The 12,665-nt window shown below is 65.7% G+C and carries 10 protein-coding genes; 5 read left to right on the top strand and 5 right to left on the bottom strand.

Features of this window, described 5'->3' with window-relative positions; all coding sequences use genetic code 11:
- The 4 genes from PSEWESI4_RS16080 (at nucleotide 1) to PSEWESI4_RS16065 (ending at nucleotide 5,310) form a co-directional block, all read left to right on the top strand.
- The gene (locus PSEWESI4_RS16080; RefSeq protein WP_187672224.1) at nucleotides 1-1,266 is read left to right on the top strand and encodes an ABC transporter permease; all 1,266 of its coding nucleotides are present in this window, start codon (nucleotides 1-3) and stop codon (nucleotides 1,264-1,266) included.
- Between the two features lie 10 nt (nucleotides 1,267-1,276).
- A complete protein-coding gene (locus tag PSEWESI4_RS16075; protein WP_187672223.1) occupies nucleotides 1,277-1,795 on the top strand; it encodes a DUF3299 domain-containing protein in 519 nt (172 codons plus the stop codon).
- 134 nt (nucleotides 1,796-1,929) lie between these two features.
- Nucleotides 1,930-2,616 (top strand): OmpW/AlkL family protein, encoded by a 687-nt coding sequence (locus tag PSEWESI4_RS16070; protein ID WP_187672222.1) that lies wholly within the window; start codon nucleotides 1,930-1,932, stop codon nucleotides 2,614-2,616.
- Between the two features lie 543 nt (nucleotides 2,617-3,159).
- Complete coding sequence (locus tag PSEWESI4_RS16065) at nucleotides 3,160-5,310, top strand: TonB-dependent siderophore receptor (protein WP_235978951.1); 2,151 nt, start codon at nucleotides 3,160-3,162, stop codon at nucleotides 5,308-5,310.
- Between the two features lie 48 nt (nucleotides 5,311-5,358).
- On the opposite strand, the gene PSEWESI4_RS16060 is transcribed toward PSEWESI4_RS16065, so the two are convergent.
- Genes PSEWESI4_RS16060 through PSEWESI4_RS16045 form a run of 4 tightly spaced genes read right to left on the bottom strand, consistent with a single transcriptional unit; the run spans nucleotide 5,359 to nucleotide 9,122 of the window.
- Nucleotides 5,359-6,291 (bottom strand): NAD-dependent epimerase/dehydratase family protein, encoded by a 933-nt coding sequence (locus PSEWESI4_RS16060; protein WP_187672220.1) that lies wholly within the window; start codon nucleotides 6,289-6,291, stop codon nucleotides 5,359-5,361.
- Between the two features lie 42 nt (nucleotides 6,292-6,333).
- On the bottom strand, nucleotides 6,334-7,218 hold the full coding sequence (locus PSEWESI4_RS16055; RefSeq protein ID WP_187672219.1) for a sugar nucleotide-binding protein: 885 nt from the start codon (nucleotides 7,216-7,218) through the stop codon (nucleotides 6,334-6,336).
- 15 nt (nucleotides 7,219-7,233) lie between these two features.
- Nucleotides 7,234-7,719: a single-stranded DNA-binding protein gene (locus tag PSEWESI4_RS16050; protein ID WP_187672218.1), complete on the bottom strand. Its 486-nt coding sequence runs from the start codon at nucleotides 7,717-7,719 to the stop codon at nucleotides 7,234-7,236.
- Nucleotides 7,720-7,736: 17 nt separating this feature from the next.
- Nucleotides 7,737-9,122 carry an MFS transporter gene (locus PSEWESI4_RS16045; RefSeq protein WP_187672217.1) on the bottom strand — a complete coding sequence of 462 codons (1,386 nt, stop codon included), beginning with the start codon at nucleotides 9,120-9,122 and terminating at the stop codon, nucleotides 7,737-7,739.
- A 136-nt stretch (nucleotides 9,123-9,258) separates the two neighbouring features.
- On the opposite strand from PSEWESI4_RS16045, the gene uvrA reads away from it, so the two are divergent.
- Nucleotides 9,259-12,093 carry an excinuclease ABC subunit UvrA gene (gene uvrA / locus PSEWESI4_RS16040; RefSeq protein WP_187672216.1) on the top strand — a complete coding sequence of 945 codons (2,835 nt, stop codon included), beginning with the start codon at nucleotides 9,259-9,261 and terminating at the stop codon, nucleotides 12,091-12,093.
- 96 nt (nucleotides 12,094-12,189) lie between these two features.
- On the opposite strand, the gene bfr is transcribed toward uvrA, so the two are convergent.
- Nucleotides 12,190-12,654, bottom strand: coding sequence for a bacterioferritin (bfr, locus tag PSEWESI4_RS16035; protein WP_187672215.1), 465 nt, complete (start codon nucleotides 12,652-12,654; stop codon nucleotides 12,190-12,192).
- Between the last annotated feature and the right edge of the window lie 11 nt (nucleotides 12,655-12,665).

The raw sequence follows: 12,665 nt of genomic DNA, 5'->3' as shown, positions 1-12,665 counted from the left end.
ATGCACCTGCTGCGCCTGGCCCTGGCGAGCCTCGCCAATCGCCGTTTCACCGCCCTGCTCACCGTGTTCGCCATCGCCCTGTCGGTGTGCCTGCTACTCGCCGTCGAACGGGTGCGCAGCGAGGCGCGGGCAAGCTTCGCCAGCACCATCAGCGGCACCGACCTGATCGTCGGCGCGCGCTCCGGTTCGGTGAACCTGCTGCTCTATTCGGTATTCCGCATCGGCAACGCCACCAACAACATCCGCTGGGAGAGCTTCGAACACTTCACCCAGAACCCACGGGTGAAATGGGCGATCCCCATCTCGCTGGGCGACTCGCACCGGGGCTACCGGGTAATGGGCACCAGCGACGCGTATTTCGAGCATTACCGCTATGGCCGTGGCCAGCCGCTGCGACTCGCCGAAGGGCGCGCCTTCGCCGACGATCCGTTCGAAGTGGTGCTCGGCTCCGAAGTGGCCGAGGCGCTGCGCTACAAACCCGGTGACCGGATCGTGCTGGCCCACGGGGTGGCGACCGTCAGCCTGGTGCAACACGACGACAAGCCGTTCACCGTGGCCGGCATCCTCGCCCGCACCGGCACGCCGGTGGACCGTACCCTGCACATCAACCTGGCCGGCATGGAAGCGCTGCACATCGACTGGCAGAACGGCGTGCCGGCACGCGGCGCGGGCCAGGTCAGCGCCGAGCAGGCACGGCACATGGACCTGCAACCCAAGGCGATCACCGCGTTCCTGCTCGGCCTGAACAGCAAGATCGCCACCTTCGCCGTGCAGCGCGAGATCAACGAATACCGTGGCGAACCGTTGCTGGCGATTCTTCCCGGCGTCGCCCTGCAGGAACTGTGGACCCTGATGGGGACGGCGGAGAAGGCGCTGTTCGTGGTTTCGCTGTTCGTCGTGCTGACCGGCCTGATCGGCATGCTCACGGCGATCCTCACCAGCCTCAACGAGCGCCGCCGCGAAATGGCCATCCTCCGTTCGGTCGGCGCACGGCCCTGGCACGTCGCCACCCTGCTGGTGCTGGAAGCCTTCGCCCTGGCGCTGGCCGGCGTCCTGCTCGGCCTCGCCCTGCTCTACCTGGCCATCGTGGTTTCCCAGGGCTACCTGCAGAGCCAATACGGCCTGTACCTGCCGCTGGCGCTGCCGAGCGCCTATGAGTGGACGCTGCTTGGCGCTATCCTGGCCGCTGCCCTGCTGATGGGTGTCGTGCCGGCCTGGCGTGCCTACCGGCAATCGCTGGCCGACGGCCTGTCCATTCGTTTATGAGGAAGTCTCGATGCTCCGCCGCCTGCTGTTCGCCACCCTGCTGCTCAGCGGCGCCACCTGGGCGGCGGAGCCGCGCGAGCTGACCTGGTCCGAGCTGATCCCGCCGGACGCACCGCCGGTGGCCTACTCGCAGGCTCCGGTCCATGACCTGTCGCAACTGGCCGACGCGCTGGCCGCCGAGTCGGCGCCGGCGGCCCGGCAGCAGTCGCCGGCCGCTCCGGTGGTCAAGACGCTGGACGGCCAGCAGGTGAAGCTGCCCGGCTATATCGTTCCGCTCGACGTCAGCGAGGAAGGCCGGGTGATCGACTTCCTGCTGGTACCCTACTTCGGCGCCTGCATCCACGTACCGCCACCGCCGTCGAACCAGATCGTCCACGTCACCAGCGAGCTGGGCGTGCAACTGGATGCGCTGTACCAACCGTTCTGGATCGAGGGGCCCCTCAAGGTCGAGGCGAGCAGCAGCGAGCTGGCCGAGTCCGGCTACCAGATGGCGGCGGAAAAGATCTATCCCTACGAAATGACCGAGTAACCAGCTCGGTCTATGCTTTCCGGTGGTAAGTAGCAGGCTTCTTATTCGCTAGCTATTGAGCTGGATCAATATCCGGCGGCCCTGTCTCCTGCACAGTTTTCTCAGCCAACCGTATCAATGCTGAGGAGCAACACATGTACAAGTCTCTCGCCGCCGCGTCATTGACAGCCCTAGCCCTGGCCAGCCCCCTGGCGCAGGCCCACCAGGCCGGTGACATCATCGTCCGTGCCGGCGCCGTGACCGTCGATCCCCGCGAAGACAGCGGCGATATCTATGTCGGCGCTCTCGGCACCAAGGTCGCCGGTAGCGGTGCGACCCTCGACAGCAACACCCAGTTGGGTCTGAACTTCGCCTACATGATCACCGACAACCTCGGCGTCGAACTGCTGGCCGCCACTCCGTTCAGCCACAGCGTCGGCGTGAAAGGCATGCCCGGCCCCTTCGCCGGCCTGAACGGCAAGCTCGGCGAAACCAAGCACCTGCCGCCGACCGTGAGCCTGGTCTACTACCCGCTGGACAGCAAATCGGTCTTCCAGCCCTATGCCGGCATCGGCATCAACTACACCTGGTTCTTCGACAACGACACCTCCAGCAGCGCCGAGGCCAAGGGCTTCAGCGGCCTGGACCTGGACGACTCCTGGGGCCTGGCCGCACAACTGGGCCTGGACTACATGCTGACCGACCAACTGATGCTCAACGCCCAGGTGCGCTACATCGACATCGACACCACCGGCACCACCCACTTCGGCGGCGCCAAGGTCAAGGTCGACGTGGATGTCGACCCGATGGTCTACATGGTTGGCCTGGGCTACAAGTTCTGATCCCGACCGCCGCGAAAAAACCGGCTCATGACAAACACCCCGACAGGCTCGGGGTGTTTGCCTTGCTGCCGGAAAAACCTGGCGACAGCCAGCCATTCGATCGTGCGGCAGGCACCGATTAGCTATCGCCAATGACCTTTCCGACCCACGCCAGTGGTCCATTCCTGTCTGATCCGCAACGCCCCCCTGCTCTCCCCATCCCTTCCTGCCTGAGATCTCGATCCGCGCCGCCTTTTCGCCGTCCCACGAAACGCTCCAAGCCTCCTGGAGGGAGTCGCCCCTCTGTGCGCGCCTGGTACCATTTTCCTGAAGGTTTGCCCGAAGCGGCTTCGCGAGAGGCCATAGCGGAGGGCCTCGGCTAGCGCACTACGTTTTCTTTACAATTATTTTCAAATTCCAGAATATCCAATTATTATGATAAGCATTCTCAATTAATAATAATTGGTAGTAACGTCCATGCACCCTCAGTTCTCTCGGCAACAAAACACGACGACCATCACTCGCTCACCCACGGCCCTCCGTCCACTGGCCCTGGCAGTGCACATGCTTGCAGCCGGTATCGCCTTCGTCGCCCTCCCCTCACAGGCACAGCAATCCGAGGCGGAGAACGGCATCACCCTGGACCCCACGTCCATCACCGATACCGCCAGCCGCGAAGACAGCACCGTCACCGAAGACACCCAGTCGTACACCTCGGGCGCTGCCCGCACGGCCACGCCGCTGAGCATGTCCCTGCGCGAAACGCCCCAGTCGGTCAGCGTGGTCACCCAGCAACGCATGGAAGACCAGGACATGCAGACCATCCTCGACGTGGTCAACAACACCACCGGCGTTTCGGTCAATCGCTACGAAACCAGTCGCGCCCAGTTCAACGCCCGCGGCTTCCAGATCAACGCCCTGATGGTCGACGGCGTGCCCACCATCTGGGAGCAGCCCTGGAGCTCCGGGGAAATCTTCAACAGCCTGGCCATGTTCGACCGCGTCGAAGTGGTGCGCGGCGCCAACGGCCTGATGGCCGGCGTCGGCGATCCTTCCGCCTCTCTCAACATGGTGCGCAAGCGCGCCAGCAGCCGGGAGCTGAAAGGCTCGGTGGAGCTCAGTGCCGGCACCTGGGACACCTACGGCACGCTGGGCGACGTGTCCATGGCGCTGAACGAGGCCGGCACCGTCCGTGCCCGCCTGGTCGGCGAATACAACGAAGGCGATAGCTGGATCGACCTGCACGCCAACCAGCGCGAAACCCTCTACGGCACCATGGATATCGACCTGACGCCCGATACCACGCTGTGGTTCGGCCTGAGCCGGCAGGAGAACAAGTCCGACTCGCCGATGTGGGGTGGCCTGCCGGTCTGGTACACGGACGGCGGCCGCACCAACTGGAGCCGATCCAAGACCACCTCCGCCGACTGGAGCAAGTGGGATAGCACCCACGAGACCTACTTCGTCAACCTGGACCACACCTTCGCCAACGACTGGCAGGCCAACCTCAGCTATACCCGTGGCGAGCGCAACGCCGACTCCTACCTGCTCTACGTGTTCACCTATGCGGACAGGACCGGGAGCGTCCCGATGCTCACCTCCCCGGGCTCGTACAAGACCAAGACCGTGCAGGACGACTACAGCCTCCGTTTCAACGGTCCACTTGCCCTGTTCGGACGCGAGCACGAGCTGGCCTTCGGCTACATCTACAGCGAGCAGGAATTCGATGCCGATACACGCCCCGCACTGACTGGCTTCGAAGGCATTCCCAGCCTGGATGCCTACAAGGGCCACTTCCCCGAGCCGGTGTGGGGACAGCGGATTACCTACGGCTACGGCGATGTCGAGCAGAAGGGGCTGTACGGCGCAACACGCCTGAACCTGACCGATGACCTCAAGGTGATCATTGGCGTCCGGGACAGCAGCTACGAGAAAACCAGCGACGACATCTACTCTTCGCCGAGCCATATCGACGTCGATCACGAACTGACGCCCTATGCCGGCGTCATCTACGACCTCACCGAAAACCTCTCGGCCTATGCCAGCTACACGGAAATCTTCCTGCCGCAGTCGGTGCGCGACATCAACGGCAAGCAACTGGACCCCATCGTCGGCGAGAGCTACGAGGCCGGCCTGAAGGCCGAGTTCTTCGACGGCCGCCTGAACGCCTCAGCCGCCATCTTCCAGATCAAGCAGGACAACCTGGGGCAGAGCACCGGCGTGCTGATTCCCGGTACCATGGGTGAACTCGCCTACGAGGCCACCGAGGGCGCAACCAGCAAGGGCTTCGAACTGGAAATCTCCGGCGAGCTGGCTCCGGGCTGGAATGTCGCGGCGGGCTACACCCAGTTCGACGCCGAGGATGCCGACGGCAAGGACGTCAACACCCTTTACCCGACCAAGCTGCTGCGGACCTTCACCACCTACAGACTGCCGGGCGTGCTCAACAAGCTGACCATTGGCGGCGGGGTGAACTGGCAGGACTCCATCCATACCTACGCCACCAACCCGGCGGGGAATCTCGAGAAGATCGAGCAGGACTCCTACGCCCTGGTCAACCTGATGGCGCGCTACGACATCAGCGAAAACCTCTCGGCCCAGTTGAACGCCAACAACGTCACCGACGAGAAGTACTTCGATATCTTCGACGCGTATGGAGCCATGACCTACGACGCACCGCGCAGCTTTACCGCTTCAGCGAAATACCGCTTCTGAGGCAACACCGGGTACGGCGGCAGGAAGTCACCTCCTGCCGCTGCTGCTTCAGCGTCCCAGCAAACGGGCCAACCCTTCGCGGATCGGCGTCGGCTCGGGGAACTCGAAGCGCTCCAGCAGGCGGCTGTTGTTCGCCCGCGAATGCTTGATGTCGCCAGGCCGCGCTTCGGCATGACGTACCTCGGGCAAGCCGCCGAGCACGTCGCGGATCGCCGCCAGCAACTGGTTGAGGCTGGTGGCGCGATTCAGGCCGACGTTCACCGCCCCGACCTCCAGCACCGGCAGCTCCAGAGCCTGCGCCAGCACCCTCACCAGATCGCCGACATAGACGAAATCACGGGTCTGCTCGCCATCGCCGAACAGGATGATCGGCGTGCCGGCCAGGGCGCGCTCGGTGAAGATGCTGATCACCCCCGAATAGGGCGAGGACGGGTCCTGGCGCGGGCCGAAGATATTGAAGAAACGGAACACCGCCGGCTCCAGGCCGTGCTGCCGGCGGTAGAAATCGAGGTAGTGCTCGCTGGCCAGCTTGTCCGCCGCATAGGGGGTCAGCGGCGCCTTCGCGGTGTCCTCGTCGATCGCCTGCCCCTCGCCGTTGTTGCCGTAGACCGCCGCGCTGGAGGCGAACAGCACGCGCTTGATGCCCGCTTCGCGCATCGCCTCGCAGACATTCAGGGTACCGATGAAATTGCTCTGGTGGGTGGCCACCGGGTCGTCCACGGAGGCCTGTACCGAAGCCACCGCCGCCAGGTGGGCGACCGCCCGGCAGCCGGCCACGGCACGGCGCACCAGGGCGGTGTCGGCGACGTCGCCCTCGAGCAGCTCCAGGCGTGGATTGTCGAGCGGCAGGTTGGCGCGCTTGCCGGTGGACAGGTTGTCCAGGACACGCACGGCATGCCCCTTGGCGAGCAGCGCGTCGACCAGGTGCGAGCCGATGAAACCGGCACCGCCGGTGACCAGAATAGGGCTTGAGTGTTCCATCACAGTTCTCCTGAGAGCCTTGTCGCCGGACTCCGGCGCCGGTCAGACGTGGCGGTAATAGCGGTCCAGCAGGGCCGGCAGGGCGGCGCGCCAGGCGCGTGGTTTGATACCGAAGGTGTGCAGGATCTTCTTGCAGGCCAGCACCGCGTGCTGCGGCTCGTCGGCGGCATCGGGACGGGCGGCGTGGGGCTGCGGGACGATGTTGTCGGTCAGCGCCAGCCGGTAGGCGCGCGCCTCGCCGAGGATCGTCTGGCCCAGCGCCAGCGTGGTGGTCGCCTCGTGGCCACCATAGTGGTAGGTGCCCCACAGCGGCGCCTCGCAATCCAACTGCTTGAGCACGGCGATCAGCACCCGCGCGGCATCGTCGACCGGGGTCGGGTTGCCGCGGCGGTCATCGGCGAGCATCAGCTCCTCGCCCTGCTCGGCGCGCCTGAGGAAGCGATCGATCAGGCCGCCGGGGCTTTCGTCGAGCAACCAGCCGAAGCGCAGCAGCACGTGTCGCGGACAGACCGCACGCACGCTCTGCTCCATCCGCCACAGGGCCTGGCCACGCAGACCGAGCGGCACCTGTTCCTCCTTCTCGCTGTAGGCGGTGGCACGCGAACCGTCGAACACGCGGTAGCTGGAGGGCTGCAACAGGAGGATCTGGTGATGCTGGCAGAGTTCGGCCAGCCGCTCGACCGCCCGTTCCTGGTCGGCCAGGCGGCCGGCGTCGGGCGCCTCGGCCTGGAACCAGTCGAAGTAATAGGCCAGGTTGACCAGGGCGTCGGGGCGGGTGTCGTCGAGCAGTTGGGTCAGGCTGGGGACATCCCAGCCGTCCTTGGGCGGGCGCGGGGCGAGGAAGCCGATGTCTTCCTCGGCGCCGAGGCGGATCAGCGCCTGACCCAGGGCATTACCACCGCCCAACAGCATCAGGCGCATACGCATGGCAGGACCCGCCGATCAGAACGGGATGTCGTCGTCGAAGCTGTCGTAGTCGGCGGCCGGTTGCGCCGCCGGCTGCTGTTGCGGCGCCGGGCGCGACTCGCGCTGCGGTTGGGCTTCACGCTGCGGACGCGGCTGGCGCGGCGCGGAATCGTCGCCACCACGGCCGCCGAGCAGCTGCATCTGGCCGTTCATGTCGACGACGATCTCGGTGGTGTAGCGCTTGACGCCGTCCTTCTCCCACTCGCGGGTCTGCAGGCGGCCCTCGACGTAGACTTGCGAGCCCTTGCGCAGGTACTCGCCGGCGATCTCGGCGAGACGGCCGAAGAACACCACGCGGTGCCACTCGGTACGTTCCTGCTGCTGGCCGGTCTGCTTGTCCTTCCAGCTATCGCTGGTGGCCAGGGTGATGTTGGTCACCGCGTTGCCGTTGGGCAGGTAACGGGTTTCCGGGTCGCCACCGACGTTGCCGAGCAAAATGACTTTGTTAACCCCACGGGCCATAAACGTTCTCCTAGGCTTCAGCACGCCGGCGCGGCATTGATCTCGCGCTCGAGGGACGTGCGGTCCAATTGTTCAGAATCCACTTTGATGTACAGGGCGGCCTCCTCGGCCACCACGATGGCGTCTGCCACGCCGGGTAGCTTCAGCATACGCTCGGCCAGCCCGGCATCCCGGGCCGCGGCGGGCGGCAGGGGCAGGCGCAGGCTGGTCACATACGGCGGTTCGCGCATGGTAACAGCAAATACCAGCCACAGTGCACAGAGTGCCGCACAGCCCAGGAACACCATGCCCAGGCCACCATGCTGGAACAGCCAGCCGCCGAGAATCCCGCCCAGCGCGGCGCCCAGGAACTGGCTGGTGGCGTACACCCCCATCGCCGTGCCCTTGCCGCCGGCCGGCGAAACCTTGCTGATCAGCGAGGGCAGCGTCGCCTCCAGCAGGTTGAAGGCGGTGAAGAACAGCACGGTGCCGAACACCAGCGCCTGCAGACTGCCGCCGAAGCGCCAGAAGAACAGCTCGCAGATCAGCAGCACCGCCACCGCTCCGGACAGCACCCGCTTCATCTGGCGCTTTTTCTCGCCATAGATGATGAACGGCAGCATCCCGAAGAAGCCGATCAACAGCGCCGTCAGGTACACCCACCAATGCTGCTCCTTGGGCAGCCCGGCGTTCTCCACCAGGCTCAGCGGCAGCGCCACGAAGCTGGCCATCAGCACCGCGTGCAGGACGAAGATGCCAAGGTCGAGGCGCAGCAGGTCCGGGTGGCGCAGGGTCGGCAGCAGCGCCTTGCCGGCCACCTCGGACTCGCGGTGGTGCAGCGGGCCGTTCGAGCGCGGCACGACCAGGCCCACGATGGCGATGCCGAGCAGCGCCATGCCGGCGGTCGTCCAGAACAGCCCGTGCAGGCCGAAGGCGCGGGTCAGCAAGGGGCCGGCGACCATGGCCACGGCGAACGACAGGCCGATGCTCATGCCGATCATCGCCATTGCCTTGGTGCGGTGCTGCTCGCGGGTGAGATCGGAAAGCAGCGCCATCACCGCGGCGGAGATCGCCCCGGCGCCTTGCAGGATGCGACCGGCGATCACCCCCCAGATCGAATCGGCCTGGGCCGCCAGCACCGCGCCGGCGGCGAACACCAGCAGGCCGAGGTAGATCACCGGGCGCCGGCCGATACGGTCGGAGAGCATCCCGAAGGGAATCTGCAACAGCGCCTGGGTCAGGCCATAGGCACCGATGGCCAGGCCGATCAGCGCCGGGGTGGCGTCGGCCAGGTCCATGCCGTAGGTGGCCAGTACCGGCAGCACCATGAACATGCCGAGCATGCGGAATGCGAACACCAGCGCCAGGCCACCCGCCGCGCGGGTTTCACTGCCGCTCATACGTTCATTGTGCGGATCGTGCATTGAAAACGCCCTATCGAAACCAGCCGGCGATTCTACCAGCCAGTCCCACGTGCCGGCACCGCCGCGACGCTTTGCCGCTGAACGGAGCGCGGCCGTATACTTGCCGGTTTCCGCCCGCCGTGCGAGGCCGCTGTTTGTGGACAAGATCCTGATCCGTGGGGCACGTACCCACAACCTGAAGAACATCGACCTGACCCTGCCGCGCGACAAGCTGATCGTGATCACCGGCCTGTCCGGCTCCGGCAAGTCGTCGCTGGCCTTCGACACGCTCTACGCCGAGGGCCAGCGACGCTACGTGGAGTCGCTGTCGGCCTACGCCCGGCAGTTCCTGTCGATGATGGAGAAGCCCGACGTCGACACCATCGAGGGCCTGTCGCCGGCGATCTCCATCGAGCAGAAATCCACCTCGCACAACCCGCGCTCGACGGTCGGCACCATCACCGAAATCTACGACTACCTGCGCCTGCTCTATGCCCGCGTCGGCACCCCGCGCTGCCCGGACCACGACGTACCGCTGGAGGCGCAGACCGTCAGCCAGATGGTCGACCAGGTGCTCGCCCTGCCCGAAGGCCGCCGGCTGATGCTGCTGGCGCCGGTGATCCGCGAGCGCAAGGGCGAGCACCTGGCGGTGTTCGACGAGCTACGCGCCCAGGGCTTCGTCCGCGCGCGGGTCAACGGCAAGGTCTACGAACTGGACGAACTGCCCAAGCTGGACAAGCAGAAGAAGCACTCCATCGACGTGGTGGTCGACCGCTTCAAGGTGCGCGAAGACCTGCAGCAGCGCCTCGCCGAATCCTTCGAGACGGCGATCGGCCTGGCCGACGGCATCGCCCTGGTCGCCCCGATGGACGATGGGGAAGGCGAAGAGATGATCTTCTCCGCCCGCTTCGCCTGCCCGATCTGCGGCCACTCGATCAGCGAGCTGGAACCCAAGCTGTTCTCCTTCAACAACCCGGCCGGCGCCTGCCCGACCTGCGACGGCCTCGGCGTGAAGCAGTTCTTCGACCCGCGCCGGGTGGTCAACGGCGAGCTGACCCTGGCCGAAGGCGCGATCCGCGGCTGGGACCGGCGCAACGTCTACTACTTCCAGATGCTCGGCTCGCTGGCCGCGCACTATGGTTTCAGCCTGGAAAAACCGTTCGACGACCTGACCGCCGAACACCAGAAGGTCATCCTGTTCGGTTCCGGGCGCGACAACGTCGAGTTCCGCTACCTCAACGACCGCGGCGATATCGTCAAGCGCGCCCATCCGTTCGAGGGCATCCTGCCCAACCTGGAGCGCCGCTACCGCGAGACCGAATCGGCCACCGTGCGCGAAGAGCTGGCCAAATTCCTCAGCACCCAGCCCTGCCCGGACTGCCATGGTACCCGCCTGCGTCGCGAGGCGCGCCACGTGTGGGTCGGCGACAAGACCCTGCCGGCGGTCACCGCGCTGCCGATCGGCGCCGCCTGCGAGTACGCCGCCGGCCTGTCGCTGAGCGGCCGGCGTGGCGAGATCGCGGCGAAGATCCTCAAGGAAATCCGCGAGCGCCTGCAATTCCTGGTCAACGTCGGCCTCGACTACCTCACCCTGGACCGCAGCGCGGACACGCTGTCCGGCGGCGAGGCGCAGCGCATCCGCCTGGCCAGCCAGATCGGCGCCGGCCTGGTCGGGGTCATGTACATCCTCGACGAGCCCTCCATCGGCCTGCACCAGCGCGACAACGAACGCCTGCTGGCCACCCTCACCCACCTGCGCAACCTCGGCAACACGGTGATCGTGGTCGAGCACGACGAAGACGCCATTCGCCTCGCCGACTACGTGGTCGACATCGGGCCGGGCGCCGGCGTGCATGGCGGCCGCATCGTCGCCGAAGGCACCCCGGGCGAGGTGATGGCGCATCCCGATTCGCTGACCGGCAAGTACCTGTCCGGGCGCAAGAAGATCACCGTGCCCGCGCAGCGCACCCTGCGCGACAGGAAGAAACTGCTCAAGCTCAAGGGCGCGCGCGGCAACAACCTGCAGAACGTCAACCTGGAGATTCCGGTCGGCCTGCTGACCTGCGTCACCGGCGTATCCGGCTCGGGCAAGTCGACGCTGATCAACAACACCCTGTTCCCGATCACGGCGACCGCGCTGAACGGCTCCACCAGCCTGGAGATCGCGCCGCACGAGGCGTTCGATGGCCTGCAGCACCTCGACAAGGTAGTCGACATCGACCAGAGCCCGATCGGCCGCACGCCACGCTCCAACCCGGCGACCTACACCGGGCTGTTCACGCCGATCCGCGAACTGTTCGCCGGCGTGCCGGAAGCCCGCTCGCGCGGCTACGGCCCGGGGCGCTTCTCGTTCAACGTCAAGGGCGGCCGCTGCGAAGCCTGCCAGGGCGACGGCGTGATCAAGGTGGAGATGCACTTCCTGCCGGACATCTACGTGCCCTGCGACGTCTGCAAGGGCAAGCGCTACAACCGCGAGACCCTGGAGATTCGCTACAAGGGCAAGACCATCCACGAGGTGCTGGAAATGACCATCGAGGATGCCCGCGAGTTCTTCGACGCGGTGCCGGCCATCGCCCGCAAGTTGCAGACCCTGATCGACGTCGGCCTGGCCTACATCAAGCTGGGACAGAGCGCGACCACCCTGTCCGGCGGCGAGGCACAACGGGTCAAGCTGTCTCGCGAGCTGTCCAAGCGCGACACCGGCAAGACTCTGTACATCCTCGACGAGCCGACCACCGGCCTGCACTTCGCCGATATCCAGCAACTGCTCGACGTGCTGCACCGCCTGCGCGACCACGGCAACACCGTGGTGGTGATCGAGCACAACCTGGACGTGATCAAGACCGCCGACTGGCTGGTCGACCTCGGCCCCGAGGGCGGCTCCAAGGGCGGCCAGATCATCGCCACCGGCACCCCGGAGCAGGTAGCGGAAATGCCGCAGTCCTATACCGGGCACTTCCTCAAGCCGTTGCTGGAAAGGGATAGGACTTAAGGCTGGAGGCTGGAGGCTGGAGGCTGGAGGCTGGACGAAAAGGCTTGTCGTTCAGCCTCCAGCCTTCCAGCGCCTTTATCGGCTTTTACCGCCGTCCTACATCTGGCTCTGCAGATAGTTCTCCAGCCCGAGCTTGTCGATCAGTTGCAACTGGATCTCCAGCCAGTAGGCGTGGTCTTCCTCGGTGTCCTTGAGCTGGGCCAGGAGGATGTCACGGGACTGGTAGTCCTGATGTCGCTCGCACAGGTCGATCCCCTTGCTCAGGGCGGCCCGCACCTCGTACTCCAAGGCCAGGTCCAGCTTCAGGGCCTCGGGCACGGTCTGGCCGAACTTGAAGGAGTTGGGCGCCATGTCCGGCGTACCTTCGAGGAAGATGATCCGCCGGAGCAGCGCGTCGGCATGCTGGGTCTCCTCCTCCATTTCATGGTTTATCCGCTCGTAGAGCTTGCCGAGGCCCCAGTCTTCGTACAGCCGCGAGTGGATGAAATACTGGTCGCGCGCGGCCAGCTCGCCCTTGAGCAGGGTCTTGAGATAGTTGATGACTTCGATATGGCCCTTCATGCCTGGAGTCC

It is taken from the genome of Zestomonas carbonaria (genome assembly GCF_904061905.1).
Lineage (GTDB): Bacteria > Pseudomonadota > Gammaproteobacteria > Pseudomonadales > Pseudomonadaceae > Aquipseudomonas > Aquipseudomonas carbonaria.
This window is presented reverse-complemented; position numbering and strand designations above follow the sequence as displayed.